This is a genomic window from Cellulomonas edaphi (assembly GCF_030362815.1).
GTDB classification, from domain to species: Bacteria; Actinomycetota; Actinomycetes; order Actinomycetales; family Cellulomonadaceae; genus Cellulomonas; species Cellulomonas edaphi.
The window spans coordinates 173,123-193,669 of record NZ_JAUCGR010000004.1 but is presented as its reverse complement, the minus strand read 5'-3'; the positions used below and the strand labels follow the sequence as shown (position 1 = coordinate 193,669).

At 73.3% G+C, this 20,547-nt stretch carries 21 protein-coding genes; 10 read left to right on the top strand and 11 right to left on the bottom strand.

Annotation, left to right across the window (positions count from 1 at the left end; translation table 11 throughout):
* Positions 1–19 precede the first annotated feature (19 nt).
* Complete coding sequence (locus tag QRT05_RS14485) at positions 20–1,042, top strand: LLM class flavin-dependent oxidoreductase (protein ID WP_289448049.1); 1,023 nt, start codon at positions 20–22, stop codon at positions 1,040–1,042.
* Here the strand turns inward: QRT05_RS14485 and QRT05_RS14480 are convergent.
* The 4 genes from QRT05_RS14480 to rlmC are packed head-to-tail and all read right to left on the bottom strand — an operon-like array spanning position 1,039 to position 5,155.
* Positions 1,039–2,037, bottom strand: a complete 999-nt coding sequence (locus QRT05_RS14480) for a matrixin family metalloprotease (protein WP_289448048.1) — start codon at positions 2,035–2,037, stop codon at positions 1,039–1,041. The two genes, QRT05_RS14485 and QRT05_RS14480, sit on opposite strands and share 4 nt — an antisense overlap.
* Positions 2,038–2,093: 56 nt before the next feature.
* Positions 2,094–2,909 carry a glycoside hydrolase family protein gene (locus QRT05_RS14475; RefSeq protein ID WP_289448047.1) on the bottom strand — a complete coding sequence of 272 codons (816 nt, stop codon included), beginning with the start codon at positions 2,907–2,909 and terminating at the stop codon, positions 2,094–2,096.
* Positions 2,909–4,003, bottom strand: a complete 1,095-nt coding sequence (locus tag QRT05_RS14470; protein ID WP_289448046.1) for a flavin-containing monooxygenase — start codon at positions 4,001–4,003, stop codon at positions 2,909–2,911. The genes QRT05_RS14475 and QRT05_RS14470 overlap by 1 nt, the downstream gene beginning before the upstream one ends.
* Positions 4,004–4,012: 9 nt before the next feature.
* Positions 4,013–5,155: a 23S rRNA (uracil(747)-C(5))-methyltransferase RlmC gene (rlmC, locus tag QRT05_RS14465; protein ID WP_289448045.1), complete on the bottom strand. Its 1,143-nt coding sequence runs from the start codon at positions 5,153–5,155 to the stop codon at positions 4,013–4,015.
* Between the two features lie 328 nt (positions 5,156–5,483).
* Here rlmC and QRT05_RS14460 point away from each other — a divergent pair, with 328 nt between their 5' ends.
* A complete protein-coding gene (locus QRT05_RS14460; RefSeq protein ID WP_289448044.1) occupies positions 5,484–7,124 on the top strand; it encodes an endonuclease/exonuclease/phosphatase family protein in 1,641 nt (546 codons plus the stop codon).
* A 25-nt stretch (positions 7,125–7,149) separates the two neighbouring features.
* Here the strand turns inward: QRT05_RS14460 and QRT05_RS14455 are convergent, their stop codons facing one another.
* Complete coding sequence (locus QRT05_RS14455; RefSeq protein ID WP_289448043.1) at positions 7,150–8,448, bottom strand: sensor histidine kinase; 1,299 nt, start codon at positions 8,446–8,448, stop codon at positions 7,150–7,152.
* A 6-nt stretch (positions 8,449–8,454) separates the two neighbouring features.
* Positions 8,455–9,108 (bottom strand): response regulator transcription factor, encoded by a 654-nt coding sequence (locus tag QRT05_RS14450; protein ID WP_289448042.1) that lies wholly within the window; start codon positions 9,106–9,108, stop codon positions 8,455–8,457.
* Between the two features lie 83 nt (positions 9,109–9,191).
* On the opposite strand from QRT05_RS14450, the gene QRT05_RS14445 reads away from it, so the two are divergent.
* The 5 genes from QRT05_RS14445 to QRT05_RS14425 are packed head-to-tail and all read left to right on the top strand — an operon-like array spanning position 9,192 to position 13,000.
* Positions 9,192–10,382 (top strand): LolA family protein, encoded by a 1,191-nt coding sequence (locus QRT05_RS14445; RefSeq protein ID WP_289448041.1) that lies wholly within the window; start codon positions 9,192–9,194, stop codon positions 10,380–10,382.
* Positions 10,379–11,368: an ABC transporter ATP-binding protein gene (locus QRT05_RS14440; protein ID WP_289448040.1), complete on the top strand. Its 990-nt coding sequence runs from the start codon at positions 10,379–10,381 to the stop codon at positions 11,366–11,368. The genes QRT05_RS14445 and QRT05_RS14440 overlap by 4 nt, the downstream gene beginning before the upstream one ends.
* Positions 11,355–12,233 (top strand): ABC transporter permease, encoded by an 879-nt coding sequence (locus tag QRT05_RS14435; RefSeq protein ID WP_289448039.1) that lies wholly within the window; start codon positions 11,355–11,357, stop codon positions 12,231–12,233. The genes QRT05_RS14440 and QRT05_RS14435 overlap by 14 nt, the downstream gene beginning before the upstream one ends.
* Before the next feature lie 29 nt (positions 12,234–12,262).
* Positions 12,263–12,403, top strand: a complete 141-nt coding sequence (locus QRT05_RS14430; RefSeq protein WP_289448038.1) for a VOC family protein — start codon at positions 12,263–12,265, stop codon at positions 12,401–12,403.
* A gap of 15 nt (positions 12,404–12,418) precedes the next feature.
* Entirely contained in the window at positions 12,419–13,000 is a 582-nt protein-coding gene (locus tag QRT05_RS14425) for a VOC family protein (protein WP_289448037.1), read from the top strand.
* Between the two features lie 91 nt (positions 13,001–13,091).
* Here QRT05_RS14425 and QRT05_RS14420 read toward each other — a convergent pair whose 3' ends face one another.
* A complete protein-coding gene (locus QRT05_RS14420; protein ID WP_289448036.1) occupies positions 13,092–13,388 on the bottom strand; it encodes a DUF1905 domain-containing protein in 297 nt (98 codons plus the stop codon).
* Positions 13,389–13,441: 53 nt separating this feature from the next.
* On the opposite strand from QRT05_RS14420, the gene QRT05_RS14415 reads away from it, so the two are divergent.
* Genes QRT05_RS14415 through QRT05_RS14405 form a run of 3 tightly spaced genes read left to right on the top strand, consistent with a single transcriptional unit; the run spans position 13,442 to position 15,408 of the window.
* The gene (locus QRT05_RS14415; RefSeq protein WP_289448034.1) at positions 13,442–14,098 is read left to right on the top strand and encodes a maleylpyruvate isomerase N-terminal domain-containing protein; all 657 of its coding nucleotides are present in this window, start codon (positions 13,442–13,444) and stop codon (positions 14,096–14,098) included.
* Positions 14,095–14,718, top strand: a complete 624-nt coding sequence (gene phzG, locus QRT05_RS14410; RefSeq protein ID WP_289448033.1) for a phenazine biosynthesis FMN-dependent oxidase PhzG — start codon at positions 14,095–14,097, stop codon at positions 14,716–14,718. The genes QRT05_RS14415 and phzG overlap by 4 nt, the downstream gene beginning before the upstream one ends.
* A 24-nt stretch (positions 14,719–14,742) precedes the next feature.
* Positions 14,743–15,408, top strand: a complete 666-nt coding sequence (locus QRT05_RS14405) for a hypothetical protein (RefSeq protein WP_289448032.1) — start codon at positions 14,743–14,745, stop codon at positions 15,406–15,408.
* Positions 15,409–15,429: 21 nt separating this feature from the next.
* On the opposite strand, the gene QRT05_RS14400 is transcribed toward QRT05_RS14405, so the two are convergent.
* The 4 genes from QRT05_RS14400 to QRT05_RS14385 form a co-directional block, all read right to left on the bottom strand.
* Positions 15,430–16,896 (bottom strand): DHA2 family efflux MFS transporter permease subunit, encoded by a 1,467-nt coding sequence (locus QRT05_RS14400; protein ID WP_289448031.1) that lies wholly within the window; start codon positions 16,894–16,896, stop codon positions 15,430–15,432.
* A 43-nt stretch (positions 16,897–16,939) separates the two neighbouring features.
* Entirely contained in the window at positions 16,940–18,370 is a 1,431-nt protein-coding gene (locus QRT05_RS14395) for an MATE family efflux transporter (RefSeq protein WP_289448030.1), read from the bottom strand.
* Positions 18,371–18,479: 109 nt separating this feature from the next.
* Positions 18,480–19,961 carry an amino acid permease gene (locus QRT05_RS14390; protein WP_289448029.1) on the bottom strand — a complete coding sequence of 494 codons (1,482 nt, stop codon included), beginning with the start codon at positions 19,959–19,961 and terminating at the stop codon, positions 18,480–18,482.
* Between the two features lie 146 nt (positions 19,962–20,107).
* Complete coding sequence (locus QRT05_RS14385; RefSeq protein WP_289448028.1) at positions 20,108–20,485, bottom strand: nuclear transport factor 2 family protein; 378 nt, start codon at positions 20,483–20,485, stop codon at positions 20,108–20,110.
* Between the last annotated feature and the right edge of the window lie 62 nt (positions 20,486–20,547).

The window sequence follows — 20,547 nt, the reverse complement described above, 5'->3', positions numbered from 1 at the left end:
CCGCCCCGTTGCCGATGGGGTGCCCGCTCTCTCGGTCCTCGACCTGATCCCCGTCCGTACCGACCAGACCACGGGCGACGCGCTCGCCGCGACGCTGTCGCTCGCGCGCACCGCCGACGAGCTGGGTCTCGTCCGCTACTGGCTGGCCGAGCACCACAACATGCCGGCGGTCGCCTCGACCAACCCTCCGGTGCTCATGGCGATGATTGCCGCGGCCACGCAGCGCATCCGCGTGGGCTCGGGCGGCGTCATGCTGCCCAACCACTCCCCCCTGGTGGTCGCCGAGCAGGTCGCGCTGCTGGAGGCGGCCCACCCTGGTCGCATCGACGTGGGCCTGGGCCGCGCACCGGGGTCGGACCCCGTGACGGGTCACCTGCTGCGCCGCGGGCAGACGAGCGACGGCGTCGACACGTTCCCGGACGACGTGGCCACGCTGCACTCGCTGCTGCGGCCCGCCGGCGTCCAGGTCGCGGTGGGCGCCCGCACGTACGACCTGCGCGCGACGCCGGTCGCCACCACGGCGGCCCAGGTGTGGCTCCTCGGCTCGTCCATGTACTCGGCGCAGCTGGCGGGCGAGCTGGGGCTGCCCTACGTGTTCGCCCACCACTTCGCCGGCCGCGGCACCCACGAGGCGATCGCCCTGTACCGGCGGGCCTTCGTCCCGTCCGACGAGCTGCCCGAGCCTCGCACCATCGCCGTCGCGAACGTCGTCGTCGCGGAGTCGGCGGACGAGGCCGAGCGGCTGGCGCTGCCCAACGCGCGCTCCATGTGGCGGCTGCGCTCGGGGCAGTCGCTCACCGCGCAGGAGCTGGTCGAGGATGCCGAGGCCGCACCGCCCACTCCCCCCATGGACGAGCTGACGCAGTCCTGGATCGTCGGCGACCCGCAGCACGCGGCCACGGAGGTGGCGCGCCTGGCGGAGCGGCTCGGCACCGACGAGCTCATGGTCAGCCCCATCGCGGGCGCGCACCGGGGCGGTCGCCCCGACCGTTCGCCCGCGCGCGAGGAGACGCTGCGCCTGCTCGCCGCCGCCCTCGCCTAGAGGCCGGGCGCGCAACCGCCCGCGCCGAGGAGCGCGAGCCCGGTCAGGTCGCCGGCCTGGAAGGTCGTGATGCCCGGGACGGCCTCGGGGTTCATGAGCTGGGTCGGGTCGTCGACGTGCTCGAGTCCGAGGACGTGGCCCAGCTCGTGGCGGAGGACGGACATGTACGCGGGTTCGCCGGAGACACCCCTGGAGAACCGGCTGTCCAGCAGGTCCGAGTCGAAGATCGCGGTGCCCGTGATGTAGGAGATGCGCCCCGTGGTCCGGTCGGCGTAGGACCTGGCTCCGCCGACGCCGCCGACCGGGCCCGCCAGCTCCGGGACCTGCGCAGCGCTCGCGAACTCGACGAGGACCGGCGCCCAGCGCTTCCCGTAGCGGTCCGGCTGGTAGTCCTGCCGGTCCCACCCGACGGCCTCGTCGCTGACGCCGTCGTCGACGACGTGCAGGCCCGTTGCCGCCTCGAGCTCGGCGAACACCGCCGCCACGTCCGAGGCGAACCGCGCCGGGGCACCGGCGGTACGGACGACGTAGTGGATCGGGCGGCACGGCGACCAGGTGACGGGGCCGCCCTCGACGCCGTTGCCCGTCTGCCTGCCGAGGAAGGCGTACGACGGGCTCTCCTCCCGCAGCGTCGGCGGGTGCCCCAGTGGGCCCTCGGCCTCCTCGAACCCCGCCGGGGGCCGGATCGACGAGCCCGCGGGCACGCCGGCGTGACCGGACAGGACGCCCGCCCAGCCGCCCGGAGCTGCCAGGCCGCCCACCACCACGACGAGGACGACCAGGCCCGCGATGAGCGTGGTCGACCGGGTGCTGATGCTCGACGAGCCGCCGGCGCGGCGCGCGCGCCAGCTTCGCCGCTGCGGCGGCACCGCGCCGGGCGCCCCGCTCGAGGTGCGCCACTCGGTCGAGGTGGTGACCCGGCAGGCGGCCTCGTCGATGACCCACTGCGGGATCCGTCCGGTCGGCGAGCGCGGCAGGTCGTCGGGTGCGGGCACGGGACTGGATCGGCACCCGATCGCCCCGAGTTGAGGTGCCCGAAGCACCTGACGGGCTAGTGCCCCACGGCGCGGTACGCCCGGCCGGCTGCCGTGGGCGAGTCGCCGTCCTTGTACAGGCCGTTCGGGTAGCCCTTCGCGGGCAGCCCGAAGTACGCGTAACGCCGCACGTAGGACAGCTTCTCCATCATCGTCGTCGCACCCCTGAGGAACCGGACCAGCTGCTTGCTCGTCGGGTAGGAGGGTGTCGCGCCGAAGCGGATGAGGCTGAACTCGGTGACCCAGATCGGCTTCTTGTACTTCTTGTGCACCGACACGATGTACGACTTGAGCTGCTCGACGGACGCCGCCGAGAAGTCCGAGCCGTACCAGTGCAGCGTGATGAAGTCGACGCGCAGGTGCTTCTTCTTCGCACCCTTCATGAAACGGTCCAGCCAGCCGCCCGAACGGTCGGCTCCCCACGCGACGGCCGGGCTGCCCAGGACCCTGCCGGTGGCCTGGAGCCGCGGCCAGAGCGCGAGCGCGCGCGAGACGGACATGTCCGCCTGCCCGGCCAGGTCCGGCTCGTTGAAGCCGAGGATGACCTTCGACCGCTTGGCCGCGGCGAGGTTCGCCTTGGTGACGGACGCCGCATCGCGGATCATCGGCACGAACGTCGAGCCCGCGGGGCCCTTCATGCCGGCGTTCGTGGGCGCCCAGGTGTAGTACCAGCTGGCACCGACGTCCTTGAGCGCCGCCTTCAGTCCCGGCATCGCCCAGGTGGCGACGCCCTTCTTGGCGCTGTGGTGCGTGGCCGCGGAGGCCTGGGCGGTGGGCGCGACGACGAGCGCCGTCAGCAGCACCGCCACCACCAGACCGCGACGCGAGCGCATCAGCCGATGGCCCGCGCGATGCGTTCCGCGTCGATGCGCAGCTCGCGGAACATCCCGCTGATCGGGTTGGTGTAGCCCGTGAAGTACAGCCCGGGCCGCGCCGGACGCGGCCCGTGGGACCGAGGGACGCCCGCGTCGTCGAGCACCCCCAGGTGGCCGACCAGCGGCTCGAGCCCGCGCCGGTACCCGGTCGCCGCGAGGATGACGTCGGGGCTGACGCGCGAGCCGTCGGCGAGCAGGACGTCCGCCCCCTCGACCCCGACGACCGCGGCGACCGGGGTCACCGCCCGCGACTGCACCGCCGCGATGAGTCCCACGTCCTGCACCGGCACCGAGCCCTCGAGCACGCGGGAGTAGAGCCCGGTGGTGGGGCGCGGCAGCCCGTACGACGACAGGTCGGGCACCTCGACGCGCGAGATGCCGCGCGCGACGGCGTCGACGAGCGGCACGGGGAGGTGGCGTACGACGATCCCGGTCCCCTGCGCGGGCCAGCCGAGGTTGGACCGTCGCACGATGTGCGGCGGCGTGCGCACGGCGAGCCGCACCGAGGACGCGCCACCCTCGGCCAGGTCGACGGCCAGCTCGGCTCCGGTGTTGCCGACGCCCACCACCAGCACGTCCTTGCCGACGAAGGGCGCGGGGTTGCGGTACGTCGAGGCGTGCAGCACCTCGCCGGGGAACGAGTCGATGCCGGGCCACGCCGGCGGCACCGGCGTGTGGTTGTACCCGGTCGCCACGACGACGTGGCGGGCCCGGTGCTCGCCCGACGTGGTGGAGACCACCCAGTCGGTGCCGTCGGCGTCGACCCGCGCCACGGTGACCCCGGTGCGCACGTCCAGGCCGCGCGCGTAGTCCTCGAGGTAGGCGACCACGTCGTCGCGCGCCACCCAGCGCCCGTACCTCCGTGGGATCGGCTTGCCGGGCAGGCTCGACCAGCGACGCGTGGTGTGCAGGTGCAGGCGGTCGTAGTGGCGGCGCCAGGACGCGGCGACGTGGTCGGCACGCTCCAGGACCACGGTGTCGACGCCCCGGCTGCGCAAGGAGGCCGCGACAGCGAGACCCGCGGGGCCGGCGCCGATGACGAGGGTGCTCATGCGCCTGTTCTATCCCGCCACTGGCAACGGCCGCGAGAGCCGATCGTGTCCGCGTTCGAGCAGCGTGATGACCTCGTAGTGCGCGGTCTGCGGGAACATGTCGAGCAGCCGCGCCCGGGTGGGCCGCAGCGAGGGCATCGCCGCCAGGTCGCGCGCCAGCGACTCGGCGTTGCAGCTCGAGTACACGACGTGCCGCACGCCCGACGACTCGAGCCAGCCCGCGAGCTCCGGCCCGATCCCCCGCCGCGGGGGGTTCACGATCACCAGGTCGGGTGGCCTTGCCGCCCCGAGCGCGAAGGCGGTGGCGTCCGCGGCGGTGAACCGCACCCGCTCGAGCCCGAGCTCGTCGCGCGAGGTCCGGGCGCTCGCGATCGCCTCGGCGCTCACCTCGATCCCCGTCACGTCGCGACCGGGCGACGCGCAGTGCAGCGCGAACCCGCCGACCCCGCAGTACAGGTCCCACAGCGAGCCCGGGTCCGCCTCGTCGACCCACTCCGCCGCCTGGCGGTACATGGCCGAGGCCACCTCGGTGTTGGTCTGGAAGAACGACTGCGGCCGCAGGTGCAGGTCGATGCCGTTGACGCGCATCCGCAGCGTCTGGGCGCTGGTCAGCGGGATCTCGAGCGGCCCCTCCACCACCGCCTTGTGCTCGGCGAGGATGTTCGCGGAGACCACCGCCACGTCGCCGAGGTCCGGCAGGTGCTTGCGGATGCGGGCCACCGACTCCTGCGATCGCAGCACGAAGCGCACCATGAGCTCGCCGTCGGGCGACAGGGTCACGAGCACGTTCTTCAGCTCGCCGGACCTGTCGGGCACCGAGTAGGGCGTGAGGCGTGCCGTGGTGATGAACGCCTCGAGGACCGGGAAGATCCGGCTCAGGGCCGGCGGGTACAGGCCGCACGCCTGCAGGTCGACGCCCCGCCCGGCGCCGTCGAGGATGCCCAGCGTCGGGCGCGCGGAGGTGCCGCCCACCACCATCTTGGCCTTGTTGCGGAACCCGCTCTCGGGCCCCGCGACCGCCGGGAGCCACTCGACGCCGCCGGGAAGCAGGCGTCGCACGTGCCGTTCCTTGCCCTGCACTTGCAGGTCGTACGCCTGCCCCATGAGCGCGCACGAGCGGCAGACCGCCGCGTCGTAGTAGGAGCACTGCACCCCGGGAGTCTAGGCAGCGGCTAGGCGAGCACGGTGCACCTGGTAGAGTCGGGCCCCGAACCCGCCCGACGCGCGGCACCCGGCCTCCCCGTGAGCCAGATCTCGTGCACCAGGTGAGGCCGCCCCCGGTGGCACGGCCACCTGGATGCTCCGCCGCCGGTGAGACACCCGAACCCGCCTGCGCGCATCGCGCGCGCCGCGGGGGGCACCCCGCCCCGCGAGGGCAGCGAACGAAGCGCGGCCAAGCCCTGAAGTTCCGCGCCGTCCGGGCCGATGGGACAACAGACGACCGAGACCCACCCTGACGAGAGATGGAGGCGGCCACCCGATGCTCCGCCGCACGCTCCGCACCACCGTCCTTGCCACCGTCGCCGCCCTCGGGCTGGTGGGCCTGGTCCCCGCAGCCGCGCAGGCCGCCGCGCCTGCCCCGGCCTCCGTGGTGATCGTCCCCGGCGACCGGCAGCTCGCGGTCGACTGGACCGCCGTCAAGGGCGCGAAGAAGTACACGGTCCAGGTGTCGCGGAGCTCGTCGTTCCCGTCGGGCAAGACGCGCACGCTGAGCGCGTCCTCCAGCCAGCTGACGGTGAAGTCCCTCACGCTGCGCGTCCGGTACTGGGTGCGGGTCAAGGCCGCGACCGGCAGGTGGAGCGCCAAGCACGACGCCACCCCCAACACCAACTCCCCGCGCTACAAGGACTCGGTCAAGGTCACGGCCGCGGGGCAGAACAAGGTCAAGGTGAGCTGGCCCCGCTACGTCGCGGGCACCTCGCTGAGGGTCGCCGCGTCGTGGAGCAACGACAACGTCTACACCAGCGGCAAGACGACGATCTCGAGCGTGAACACCAACAAGGCGTGGGTGACGAGCGTGCCGATCACCCGGACCTCGGTGGTCCTGACGGTTCCCAGCGCGTGGCGCTCGCTCGCCGGCTCGCGGGGCACCGAGCCGGTCTTCGTGCATCTCTACGCCCGCAACGGGTCCCGCACCGCGCACTCCGTGACGGCCTTCGGCTACCCCTCGCCGCCGCCGCTGACCGGCTCGTCGGCGGACAACGTCACGTTCGCCACCTGGAACATCGCGAGCTCCACGGCGACCGCCGACATCCCCGGCCGCAGCTGGGACCAGCGCAAGCGGGCCGTCAAGAACGGCATCCTGCACGCCGGGGCCTCGGTGCTCGCGGTGCAGGAGGCCGCGTCGTCCGTGTCGTCCGGCCAGCAGTACCAGGAGCTGACGCGCATGCTCGGCTCGACGTACCGCAGCGCGGTCGCCACCAGCGCGCTGCCGGTCACCTCGGCGGAGATCGACGCGATGAAGCGCAAGGGCACGGGCGGCATCTCGCGCTCCGACCACATCCTCTACAAGCCGGCTGACGTCACCCGGCTGGCGGCGGGCCTGCAGTCCACGTTCGCGGTCTCGGGCGGCGTGCGCTGGGACAGCTCCAAGTACGACCGCCACTTCACCTGGGCCCTGCTGCAGTCCAGGGCCACCAAGCAGAAGTTCTACGTGGTCTCGACGCACCTCGAGAAGGGCAACAGCGCGACGCTGCAGGGCATGCGCAAGGCCGCGATGAAGGGGATCCGGGAGTTCCTGGCCACCAAGTCGCGCGTGGCCGGGCTCGGTGACGTCCCGCTCGTGGTCATGGGCGACCTGAACTCCGACTCGCGCTGGCCCAACGGGCCGCAGGAGGACATGGTCCAGGCCGGCTACGCGAGCGCCACGCAGGCCGTCAGCACCGTCCAGCGCGCCAACACGACGTCCAACAGCCACAACGCGTCGGTCGACAACGGCTACCCCACGCGGCCGTACCGCTACGCGTACACCGGCACCCGGATCGACTACATCTTCGTCAAGAACGGCGGCGGCGTCGGCAGGTTCGTCAACCAGATGGTGCTGACGTCCTCGGGCGCGTTCGACGAGCGCTACCGCGGCTCGGACCACAACCTGCAGTGGGCGCGGATCCGCATCTCCTGAGCGGACTCGACACCGCAGGCAGCGGTCACAGGCTCAGCGTCGCGCGCAGGCCCCCGAGCGGGGAGTCGGAGAGCAGCACGTCTCCGCCCTGGTCGCGGGCCAGCTCGCGCGCGATGGCGAGGCCGAGCCCGCTGCCACCGGCATCGCGCTCGCGCGCGTCGTCGAGCCGCACGAACCGCTCGAACACCCGGTCACGATCGGCGGGCGCGATTCCGGCGCCGTCGTCGTCCACGTCGACGCGTCCCGGCGCGACCGTGACCTGCACGCGCCCGGTCGCGTGGCGCAAGGCGTTCTCCAGGAGGTTGCGGAGCACGCGGCCCACTGCCTCGGGGTCGGCGCTCGCCTCCCCTGCGCCGCTCACCGGGGCGCGGCCTGCCGCGATTTCCACGGCGAGCGCGGCCAGGTCCACGGTCGTCGCCGCGTGCGGTGCCGCGCCCACACGTGCCAGCAGCAGCAGGTCGTCCACCAGCCCCTGCATGCGCGTGAGGTCGCCGTCCAGGTCGGCCGCAAGCTCCCCGGGCGCGTACGAGCCGGGGTGCTCCCGGGCGACGTCCACGGCCGCGCGCAGCGAGGCGATCGGTGAGCGCAGCTCGTGCGCGGCGTCGGCCACGAACGAGCGCTGACGGGCCGAGGCGGTCTCGAGCCGGTCGAGCATCTCGTTGAGGGTGCGGGCCAGCGCGCCCAGCTCGTCGTCGGCCGGCGGGACCGGCAGCGACCCGGGACCGCCGCTCACCGCGACCTGCGCCGCGGCCCGGCGCAGCTGCTCCACGGGAGCCAGGGCGCGCCCGATCGCGAACCACACCGCGACCGCGAGCAGCGCCGTGAGCAACGGGACCACCACCACCAGCGCGACGGTCAGCGCGCGCAGCAGCCCCTGCACCTCGCCGAGCGGCACGGTCGCGACCACCGTGACCGGCTCGCCGCCCACCGTCGCCGCCCGGACGGCCACGCGAGCCTGCTCGTCGTACGCGCTGTCCAGGGTGCTGCCCGTCCACGGGGCCCGCTCGCGCAGGTCTGCCACCGCCGAGGGCGGGAGCACGGCCAGCGTCCGGCTCGCGGTCGGCGACGACGCCAGCACCCGCCCCTCCGCGTCGAGCACCTGCACCACCTCGCCCGGCTGCTCGACCGGCAGGGTGGGCGGCATCCTGTCGTCGTCCGCGAGCGCCGCGACCGTGGACGCCCGCTGCGTCACCACGTCGTCGAGCGCGGCCGTGCGGCTGCGGGACAGGACCGTGGTCAGGGCGAAGGCGCCGACGACGAGCGCCACGCAGACGAGGCCCGCGGTGAGCACGGTCAGCCGCGCCCGCAGCGACCAGCGACGCACGCCCCCCTACCCGGCGACGCGGTAGCCCGCGCCCCGCACCGTCGCCACGGCGTCCCGTCCCAGCTTGCGGCGCAGGTACCCCACGTAGACCTCGACGACGTTGACGTCCTCGCCCGTCCCGTCCCAGACGTGGTCGCGCAGCTCGACCTTGCCGACCACGCGGTCCGCGTGCCGCATGAGGTACTCCAGCAGCGCGAGCTCGCGCGCCGTGAGCGAGACGGGTGCGCCGCCCCTGGTGAGCGTGCGCGCCGCCGGGTCGAGCACCAGGTCGCGGACCTCCAGGACGGGCGCTGTGAGACGAGCCGGGCGGCGCAGCAGCGCGCGCAGGCGGGCCACGAGCACCACGAACGCGAACGGCTTGGTGAGGTAGTCGTCGGCGCCCACGTCCAGGCCGTCGGCGACGTCGTACTCACCGTCCTTCGCCGACAGCATCAGCACGGGCGTGCGCACACCCCGCGCGCGCAGCTCGGTCACCACGTCGTAGCCGTTCCGACCGGGCAGCATCACGTCGAGCACGATCGCGTCGTACTCGTGGTCGCACGCCATGGCCAGGCCGGTGATGCCGTCGTGGGCGACGTCCACCGCGAAGCCCTCGGCCGTGAGGCCGCGCTGCAGCGCGCGCGTGAGCCCGCGCTCGTCGTCGACCACCAGAACCCGCACCTGCGCAGCATGTCACCGCGCGTCCACTGGTGCCCACAGCCCCTCTCAGGTTCCCCACAGCGGTCCTGTCGCAGGGTGTGGTCATGAGCAACCTGTCGCCCCGGGCCCGCTGGGCCGTTCCCGCCGTCGTCGGCGCGGTGGTCGCCGCCGCGTTCATCGCTCCCCCGCTCGTCGCCTCGGCGAGCAGCGAGGAGCTGCCCGCGATCTCGCCCCAGCAGCTGGTGACCGCGGTTGCGGAGGCGCGCGACCAGCCGCTGTCCGGCACCGTCGTCTACACCGCCCGCCTCGGGCTGCCCTCGCTGCCGCTGGGCGACATGGCCGGGGCGTCCCCGGTCAACCTGCTGGACGGCAGCTCCACGATGCGCGTGTGGACCGACGGGGTGGACCGGTCCCGCGCGGCCCTGCTGGGCGCGACCTCCGAGTACTCGGTGGTGCGCGACGGTCCGCAGGCGTGGACGTACTCGAGCACGGACGACGCGGTGGTCCACTACGTGATCGACGCCAAGGACCGGGCGCGCTACGACGCCCTGCAGCAGGACCCACCCGTCGCGGGCGACCTCCCGACGCCGGCCGCCGCGGCCTCCTCGGTGCTCGGGCTGGTGCAGCAGTTCTCCTCGGTGACCCTCGACGCCCAGTCGACCGTCGCGGGCCGCGCCGCCTACAACCTGGTGGTCACGCCGAAGAGCACCACGACGCTGATCGGGCACGTGGTCGTGTCGGTGGACGCCAAGACGAGCACGCCGCTGCGCGTGCAGGTCTGGGACAGGACCTCGAAGACGCCCGCGGTGGAGGTCGGGTTCACCGACATCCGCTTCGCCACCCCGTCGGACTCGGTGCTGTCGTTCAGCGCCCCCGCGGGTGCGAGCTCCAAGGAGGTCAGCGTCCCGCTGCCCGAGACGCCGGCGGCCGCGCACTCCGCGACCGTGCCGGACGGCACCACCGTCACCGGAACGGGCTGGGACACGGTCGTGCAGCTCGCAGGAGTCGACGTCGCGGGGCTGCTCGCGGGCGATGCGGACGCGCTCTCCACGGTGCCCGGCAGCGCGCCGGCCATCGGCTCCAAGAGCGGGCAGAAGCTGCTCGAGGAGTTCGGCGCCGACGGCAGCAGCAAGGTGCGCGACCTCGACCTCGGGACGCTCTTCGGCCAGATCACCAAGCCGGTCCCCGGCGGGCGACTCATCACCACCAAGCTGGTGAGCATCCTCGTGACCGACGACGGCCGGGTGCTGGTGGGCGCGGTCCCCGGGGCCACGCTGCAGGCCGACGCCCGATGACGGCACCGGCCGTGACGGTCGACCCCGCGTCGGCCTCGGGGGATCTCCCCGGGGCCGACGCGGGGTCGGCCGTGCAGACGCGGGCCCTCACCAAGCGGTTCCGCTCGGGGCAGGTGGCGGTCGACGGCATCGACCTGTCCGTGCCGCGCGGCGCCGTGTACGGCTTCCTCGGGCCCAACGGGTCAGGCAAGACGACGACCATCAGGATGGTGCTGGGCCTGGTTCGCCCGACGAGCGGCACGAGCTGGCTGCTGGGCTCACCGGAGCCTGCGACGGTGCTCTCGCGCGTGGGCGCGCTCGTCGAGGGCCCGGGCTTCCACCCCTACCTGACCGGCCGGGCCAACCTGCTTCGCCTCGACGCGGCCGACGCGACCGCCGACCCGCGCACCGCGGCCCGGCGGGCGTCCGAGGCGCTCGAGCGGGTGGGCCTCCTGGCCGCCGAGGGCAAGCCGTACCGGCAGTACTCGCTCGGCATGAAGCAGCGGCTCGGCCTCGCCGCGGCGCTGCTGCGGCCCCGCGAGCTGCTGGTGCTCGACGAGCCGACCAACGGCCTGGACCCGCAGGGCACCCGCGAGGTGCGGCTGCTGATCCGCGAGCTCGCCCAGGCTGGCACCACGGTGCTGGTCTCCTCCCACCTGCTCGGGGAGATCGAGCAGGTGTGCACGCACCTGGGCATCATGAGCCGCGGTCGCCTGCTGCTGCAGGGCCCGCGCTCGGTGCTGGACCAGCGCGGCGTGACGCGCGTGATGGTCACGGTCGCGCCGGGGCACGTGGCCACGGCGGCCGGGGTGCTGCGCGTGCTGGGCCTGGACGTCTCGGCCGAGGATCACGCGCTGAACGCCGAGCTGGGCGCGCTCGAGCCCGCGCGCATCCCGGCCGCGCTGGTGCACGCCGGCGTCGACGTCGTCGGATTCGAGGTGCGTCGGCCGAGCCTGGAGCAGGTCTTCGTCGATCTCACCGGGGAGGGATTCGATGTCGCTCGCTGAGACGCCCACGCCGGCAACCGCCCCCGCGCCCGTGCCGTCCATGGCGGCCGCGTACTGGCGGCTGCAGCGCTCCGAGCTCCGGCTCGTTCTGGGCCGCCGTCGCAACCTCGTGCTGCTGCTGGGGCTCGCGGCCGTGCCCCTCCTGCTCGGGCTCGTGCTGTTCTTCACGCAGGACACCGCGCTCGACGGGCAGGGCCCCGCCTTCCTGGGCCGCGTGACCGGCAACGGGCTGTTCCTGGTGGTCGCGTCGGTGTTCCTGTGCCTGCCGTTCCTGCTGCCGCTCACCATCGGCATCGCGTCCGGCGACGCGATCGCCGGCGAGGCGTCGGCGGGGACGCTGCGCTACCTGCTCACGGTGCCCGTCGGACGGACCCGGCTGCTGCTGGTCAAGGCGGTGGGCGCGCTCGCGTTCGCGGCCGCGGCGGTCTCGGCCATCGCCGTGGTGGGCCTGGTGGCCGGGGCGGCGCTGTTCGGCGTCCACGACGTGACGCTGCTGTCCGGCGACACGGTGCCGCTGGGTGCCGGAGCGCTGCGGGTGCTGGCAGTCGTCGCCTACGTGGGGCTGTCGCTGACCGGGCTCGTCGCGGTCGGCCTGTTCTTCTCGACGCTCACCGAGGTCCCGGTCGGCGCCATGGCCGCCACGGTGGTCGTGGCGATCGTGTCCGGCGTGCTCGACACCATCCCCGCGCTGTCCTCCATCCACCCGGCGCTGCTCACGCACCACTGGCTCGACTTCGCGGAGTTCCTGCGCCTCGAGCCCGACTGGGCCGTGATCGGGGGCGGGCTCGCGGTGCAGGCCGCGTGGGTCGCCATCTTCGGCGCGCTGGCGTGGAGCAGGTTCACCACGGCCGACGTGACGAGCTGAGTGGGCGGCCGCCGCTAGGCTCCGTCGACATGGCTCTGCAGCTCGTCCAGGTGAACATCAAGGCCCACGACGACGACGCGCTGGGCCGGTTCTGGGCGGCGGCGCTCGGCTGGGAGGTGTCGAGCGAGGGACCGGGCGTGACGAACGTCGAGCCGCCGGGATTCGCGTGACCCGACCCGGTCGCGGTGTGCGTCGACGTCGTCACGGTCCCCGACCCGGAGTCGGTCAGGTACCGCACGCACCTCGACCTCGCGACGACGTCGACCGCGCACCACGCCGCGCTGGTGCAGCGGCTGCTGGAGCTCGGGGCCACGCCCGCGGACATCGGCCAGGGCGACGTGCCGTGGACGGTCATGGCCGACCCCGAGGGGAACGTCTTCTGCGTGCTCGAGCCGCGCGAGGTCTACCGCGACACCGGGCCGATCGCGACCGTGGTGGTCAACTGCGAGGACCCGCGGGCCATGGCGGCGTTCTGGGGCGAGGCCACCGACTGGACGGTGCACGAGGTGACCGACGAGCACGCCCGGCTGCGCTCGGCGGCGGGTGTCGGGCCGTACCTCGAGCTGCTGCGGGTGCCGGGGCCGATCACCGTGCAGTCGCGGATCCACCTCGACCTGCTGCCCTCCCCCGGCGACGACCAGGGGGCCGAGGTCGAGCGCCTGCGCGGGCTGGGCGCCACCGACCTGGACGTCGGCCAGGGCGACGTGCCGTGGGCCTGCCTGCGCGACGTCGAGGGCAACGACTTCTGCGTCCTGCGCCCGCACTGACCCAGCCCGCACTGACCCAGCCCGCACTGCCCTGGCTCGCACTGACCTGGCTCGCACTGACCGGGCCCGGATTGACCTGGCCCGCGCTGACCTACACGTCGAGCAGCCGGATCCGCAGCCGGACGGTGTCGCCCACGTCGCATCCCTGCGCGGTGCGGACCGCCTTCTTGATGGGCAGCACGTAGGTGCTCGCCCCGGGGAACAGACTGGTGCGCCACGTCGAGTCGCCGAGCCGCACCTCGACGCGTACCGAGCCGAAGCCGCGCGTCACGGGCTCGGCCACCTCGGCGATCTCGTCGGCCACGGCCTCGGGGACGCTGACGAACGTCCACCGCTCTGTGCGCCGCGCGTCCCAGAGCCACAGCTGTGCCTCGAACTCGACGTCCACCCCGCCACGGTATCGAGTCGCAGGCCAGGGGCGCGGCGTGGTGTGCTGGGCGCATGACACCCGAGGACCTGCTCGGAGGTGACGCGCGACTGCTCGAGCGGGCTTCGCACCTCACCGAGGCCGAGGCCCACGCTCCCGTCGCACTGCCCGGCTGGACCCGGGCGCACGTGCTCACCCACCTCGGCGACCTGTCGGCGGCCTTCGCGCGTCAGGCCCGCTACGCCCAGCGCGGCGAGCGCATCGACGTCTACGACGGCGGCCGCCCGGGCCGCGACGCCTCCATCGAGGCGGGCGCCGCGCGTCCCCTGCCGGAGATCCTCGACGGGCTCCGCGCGGGCTTCACGGCGCTCGAGGAGGCCTGGTCCGACCTGTCCGACGAGGACTGGTCGTTGCCGTGCGCGTACCGCGACCTCGACCTGCACGCCACGCGGCTGTGCTGGTGGCGCGAGCTCGAGGTGCACTGGGTGGATCTCGAGGTGGGGCGCACGCCCGCCGACTGGTCGTTCGCCACCAGTGGCCACCTGGTGGACTGGCTGCGGGTGCGCATCCCCGTGCCCGCGGTCCTGACCGCGACGGACAGCGGCCGCACCTGGGGCGAGAGCGGCACCCCCGTGGAGGGCCCGCAGCACGCGCTCGCCGCGTGGCTCGCAGGCCGCTCGTCGGGCGACGACCTGACAGGCGCCCTCCCGCTGCTGGACCCGTGGCCGTGAGCACGCTGTCGGGCGACGCGAACCTGTCGCTTCCGGAGTTCGACGCGCCGCCGCCGGACCCGCTCGCGCTGCTCCGTGCGTGGATCGCCGCGGCCGAGCAGCGTGACGTGCGCGAACCGTGTGCTGTCACCCTGGCCACCGCGGACAGCTCCGGGGCACCGGCCACCCGCTCCGTCATGGTCAAGGCCGTGGACGAGCGCGGGCTCGTGTTCGGCAGCTACCGCACCAGCCGCAAGGGCGAGCACCTCGCCGCCAACCCGCGCGCCGCGCTGACGTTCTACTGGCGCGAGCTGCTCCAGCAGGTGAACGTCGCCGGCGTCGTCGAGACCCTGGCGGACGACGCCTCCGACGTGCTCTTCTCGCAGCGCCCGCCGGCGGCGCAGGCCACCACCGCGGCGTCCCGGCAGAGCCGTCCCCTCGCCTCCGAGTCCGCGCTGCGCGCGGCGGCGGCGGCCCTGCTGGACTCGGGCGAGCCCGTCGTCCGGCCCGCCGACTGGGTGGGGTACCGGCTGGTCCCCGACGCGATCGAGTTCTGGTACGGCAGCACCGAGCGCCTGCACCGCCGGCTGCAGTACACCGCCGCCCATGGCGCGTGGAGCGCCGAGCGCCTTCAGCCCTAGGCCCCGCCGGCCGATGACCTCAGGGTGCTCCTCACCCTGACGCTCATCGGGTTCCTCACCCTCGCGGCGGTCGTGAGCATCCGCTGGGTGCTGCGACGCGTCGACGCGCTCGGGCGGGTGCGGGCGTTCCCGAAGATCCGCGTCGGCCTCTGCCTCGCCCTCGCGCTGTCCTGCGCGGTGCCGCTGTGGACCCAGGCACGGCTCGAGGGGCGGCTCGAGCGCGCGGCGAGCGCGATGGTCGGCGCGCAGGTGCAGGTGCACTGCCAGACGTTCGGAGAGGCGTTCGTCGACCTCGGGCAGGAGCTCGGCTACGTCGCCTGGGGCCCGGGCGGCGTGCCGGAGCGTGCGACGGTGATCAAGCGGGGGCCGTGCGCCGACCTGCGTTCCTGGCTGGCCTCCTCCAAGGACGCACCGAGCCGGGACCAGGTGGTCGCCGTGCACGTGCTGACCCACGAGGCCATGCACATGGCCGGTCTCATGGTCGAGGCGGAGGCGGAGTGCGCGGCGGTGCAGCGCGACGCGGCGATGGCCGTCGCGCTGGGTGCGAGCGCGGCCCAGGGCCGGGCGCTCGCGCAGGAGTACTGGTCGACGGTGTACCCGGCCATGCCCGCCGACTACCGCGGCGGATGCGGGCCGGGCGGCACGTACGACGAGCGCCTCGCCACGGCGCCGTGGCAGACCGGGTCGTGATCCCCTCCGGTCCGGTTCCGGTCAGGCCGCGTACTGGTTGACCTGCTTGGGCAGCGCGAACACCAGCGCGAAAGCGACCACCGCGAGGGCGGCGCTCACGCCCATCGCGTGCGCCGCCGCGTCGGTGAACGCCTGCATCACCTGGGCCGGGTCGCGGCTCACGATGTGCAGGCTGCCGAACAGCACGCTGCCGATGACGGCGATGCCGATGGCACTGCCCACACGCTGCATCACCGAGATCACGCCGCTGGCGGACCCGGCCTCGCGGCGGTCCACGGTCGCGACGATGAACTGGGCGTTGGGCGCGATGAACAGCCCGTTGCCGATCCCCGCGATGGCGAGCGGCGCCGCGAGGTCCCAGCTGGTCAGCCCGGTCGCGTCCTGCGTGCGGAGCACCAGCCACACCCACACGAGCCCGCACGCCACCATGGCGGTCCCCACGACGAGCACGGTGCGACCGAGCCGCTGCGACAGCCGGTTGCTCTGCGATGCGCCGACGATGCTGCCGAGCGCGAAGGGGACGCCCACCACGCCGGACTGCAGCGCGGTGTGCGACAGGCCGGCCTGCCACAGCAGCGAGATGGTGAAGAAGATGCTCGTGAACGCCGCGAAGTAGACCAGCGCCAGGACGGTCCCGCCGGTGAACGACGGGTGCGAGAAGAGGTGCGGCGGCACCAGCGGGTTCCTGTCCGCTCTCGCCTCGCGCAGCTCCCAGAGCGCGAACACCACGATGAGGAGCGCGCCGGCGGCCAGGCTGACGAAAGTCCAGACCGGCCACCCCTCGTCCTGCCCCTCGATCAGGGGAACGAGCAGCGCGACCAGTCCCGCGGTGAGCAGCAGCAGCCCCACGAGGTCGGTGCCCGCCCGCGCACCGCCCGCGGCGCCCGCGGGCAGCAGGCGGGCGGCGGCGACCAGCGCCACGATGCCGATCGGGATGTTGACCCAGAACACCAGGCGCCACCCGTTCTCGTCGCCGAACGCCTCGATGATCAGCCCGCCGAGGATCGGCCCGAGCGCGGTGGAGACCCCGATCACGGAGCCCAGGATCGCGAAGGCCTTGCCGCGCACGGGGCCGGGGAACAGCAGCTGGATGAACGCCGTGACGGCGGGGACGAAGATGCCGCCGGCCAGGCCCTGGACCACGCGGGCGACCACGAGCTGGATGCTGTTCTGCGCGAGACCACAGAACAGGCTGGCCACCGTGAAGAGCGCGAGACCGGCGAAGAACACCCACTTGTGCCCGACGCGGTCCCCGATGCGGCCGGCCGGGATGAGGGCGATGCCGAACGCGAGCGCGTAGCCGGAGATGATCCAGCTGAGCGTCGCCTCGCTCGCGTCGAGCGACTGCTGGATGGTGGGCAGCGCGACGTTGACGATCGTCGTGTCCAGCAGCGCCATGAACATGCCGGCCATGAGCACGACCCCCGCCCGCCACGCGGCGCGCGGGACGGTGGTCTGCGGAGCGGGCGCGCCGGTCAGGTCGGTCATGGTCCTCCACGATTCCCCCGGGCCCCACGTCCCGCAATGCGAGTCAGCGCGCGGGCGTGCCCTCGCGCGCTGCGCGTGGCTGCGGGATGACGGCGTCGAGCACGACGGAGCCGTCGTTCGGTCCCTCGATCACCAGCACGTCCGCCGGTGCCCCCAGCGAGCGGCGCGCGTGCAGGTACGCCGGGATCAGCAGCACCATCGCCCCGAACCAGGCGAGGGGGTTGCTCCAGACCACGCCCGCGTAGCCGAACGCCGATCCGAGCACCAGAGCTGCTCCGACGCGCATCACGAGCTCGACCACGCCCGTGATGGTCGGCACGAGCGCGTGCCCCAGGCCCTGCAGCGCACCGCGCAGCACGAAGAGCACGCCGAGCGCCGAGTACAGCAGGCCGTTGACCGTGAGGAACTGCGCGGCCAGGTCCACCACGTGCTGCTCGTCCGGACCCACGAACATGGAGACGATCGAGCTGCCGGCGCTGACGAGCACCAGGCCGAGGAGCACCGCGACACCCACGGACATCGCCACCGCCTGCGAGACGCCGCGCCGGATCCGGTCCGGCCGGCCCGCGCCGTGGTTCTGCGCCACGAACGTCGAGACGGCCAGGCCGATCGAGCCCAGGAACGCCACAGCGACGCCGTCCACGCGGGCGGCCGTCGTGTACGCCGCCACGGAGTCCGCGCCGAGCTCGTTGAGCCGCAGCTGCACGACGAGCGAGCCGATCGCGATGATCGACGCCTGGAAGCCCATCGGGAGCCCGATGCGCAGCTGGGCGGCCACGGCGGCGCGGTCGAGCCGCCAGTCCTCGCGCGACGGCTGCAGCGCGGGGACGCGGCGCCGGATGAACGCCACGCACAGCGCGACCGACAGCGCCTGCGAGACGACGGTGGCCAGCGCGGCGCCGCCGACGCCGAGCCCGGCGGCGCGCACCAGCAGGACGACGAGGCCGACGTTGAGACCGCAGCACACAGCGAGGAACACCAGCGGCGTGCGCGAGTCGCCGATGGCTCGGATGATCGCCGACAGGTAGTTGAAGAACATGGTGGCGACGGCACCGGCGAAGCTCACCGTCGCGAACGTGCTGGCCTGCCCGACGAGCTCCGGCGGCGTCTGCAGCACCCGGAGCGCCGGGCCGGTGGCGAGCACCGCGAGCAGCGTCAGCACCAGGGAGCCGACGGCGGTCAGCACCGTGCCCGCGGCCACCGAGCGCCGCACGGCGGCGGAGTCGCCGGCCCCGAACGCCTGTGCGGTCGGGATGGCGAAGCCGGAGGTCAGACCCCACGCGAACCCGAGGAGCAGGAACAGCAGGCTCCCGGTGGACCCGACCGCGGCGAGCGCGTCGACGCCAAGGGTGCGACCGACGATGAACGCGTCGGTCACCTGGTAGAGCTGCTGCACCACGTTGCCGAGGAGCAGCGGGACGGCGAACACCGCGATGACGTGCCACGGACGGCCGACGGTGAGGGTCTTGGGCATGACGAGGTGAGGCTCCGTGCTGGGGTGAGGGGTCGTATCGATTCGACCCTATCGGCGACCTAGCGCCGGCCTCGCACGAATATCGCGTGCCGGACCCGTGACGCGCGGCTCACGTCCGGTCGGGCACGCGCGCGTCCCGGGCGGTGCCTGCGAGCCGCGAGTGCCGCATCGAGTACCCGAAGTAGATGGCCAGCCCGATGGCGAGCCACACCAGGAACCGCAGCCACGTCTCGACCGACAGGTTCACCATGAGGTAGGCGCAGATCAGGGCGGAGACGATCGGAAGCACCGGGACCCACGGGACGCGGAACGCGCGCGGCAGGTCGGGGCGCGTCCGCCGGAGCACGACGACCCCGATGCTGACCAGCACGAACGCGCTGAGCGTGCCGATGTTGACCATCTCCTCCAGCACGCCGACCGGCGTGAGCCCGGCCACCAGCGCGGTGACGACCGTGACCACCGCCGTGATGACGTACGGCGTGCGGAACGTCGGGTGCACCCGGGCCAGGCCGCGGGGCAGCAGGTTGTCGCGGCTCATCGCGAACACCACGCGCGTCGCGCCGATCATGAGTGTCAGCACCACGGTCGTCAGCCCCGCGACCGCGCCCGCCGCGATCAGCGTGGCCATCCAGTCCTGGCCGTGCGCCTCGAACGCGTTGGCCAGGGCCGCCTTCGGGTCGAGCTTGTCGTACGAGACCATCCCCGTCACCACGATCGCGACCGCGCAGTACAGGATCGTGCAGATGATGAGCGACCCGATGATCCCGATGGGCAGGTCGCGCTGCGGGTTGCGCGTCTCCTCGGCGGTGGTCGCCACCACGTCGAACCCGATGTAGGCGAAGAAGACCAGGGCCGCGCCGGCGAAGATGCCGCCGATGCCGAACACGGTCGGCTCGAAGCCGAGCAGCGCCTGCACGAGCGGCTGCGTGAGCCCGTTCGCCGCCTCGCTCGGCTGGGCCGGCGGGATGAAGGGGTGGTAGTTCGCGGTCGAGATGAACCCGATCCCCGCCACGATGACGAACAGCACGATGAAGAGCTTGATCGCGACGAGCACGATGTTGACCCGCATCGACTCCTTGATGCCGATGGTGATCAGGACGCCCAGGACCACGACGAGGCCGATGGCGAGCAGGTCGACCGTGCCGCCCGAGCTGATCTCGGCCGGCACCGTGATGCCGAGGTTCTCCAGGAGCAGCGCCAGGTAGGCGCTCCACCCCTGCGCGACGACGCTCGCGCCCAGGAACATCTCCAGGATCAGGTCCCAGCCGATGATCCAGGCGAAGATCTCACCCAGGCTCGCGTAGCTGAACGTGAACGCGGACCCGGAGACGGGCACGGTGGACGCGAACTCCGCGTAGCACATCGCGGCCAGCGTGCAGCAGACGGCCGCGATGACGAAGCTGATGACGATCGCGGGACCCGCGGTCTCGTGCGCCGCCCGGCCGGTGAGGGTGAAGATGCCCGCGCCGATCACCACGCCGACGCCGAAGACGACGAGGTCGAGGGCGGACAGCGACCGCTTGAGCTGGAACTCCGGTTCGTCGGCGTCGGCGAGCGACTGCTCGACGCTCTTGGTGCGCAGGATGCTCATGCCGGCTCCTCTGCTCTGCGGTGCTGCCGTGCGTGCTGGCTGGTTCTGGCTACGTCCCGACTCAGGTTCCGGCTCGGGCTGCCAGCAAGTGTGGTGGAGGTAGGGGCCGCGCGCGCGTCCAGCCGGGTCGAGCCCGGGGCCGTGGCTCAGTCGCTCGCGCCGGGGTCGGTGCTGCTCCACCCGGGCATGCCGGGCCAGTGCGCCCACTCCTCGAACCGCCGCGCGCGGCCGTCGTCGGCGAAGGTGATGATCCACAGGTCCCGGTACTCGTGCGGTTCGGCGCCCCCGTAGTGCACCTCGACGCGGACCACGGCCGTGTCCCCCTCGGCCGCCACCGGCTCCCACGTCATGGTGAACGGCTGGTCGTCGGACCAGAAGTCACGGATCGCGGGCAGACCCACCAGCCCGTCGTCGTAGGCCGAGCGCAAGTACACCGCGTCCGGCGTGAACAACCCGTCGAGCGCGGGCACGTCCTGGGCGCGCCACGCTCGCTCGTACTCGGTCACCCAGGAGGTCACGTCCATCCGCGCATTCTGGCGCGGTCGGCGGTCGAGCGCCCGGTGTCAGACCCCCGTTAGAACATGTG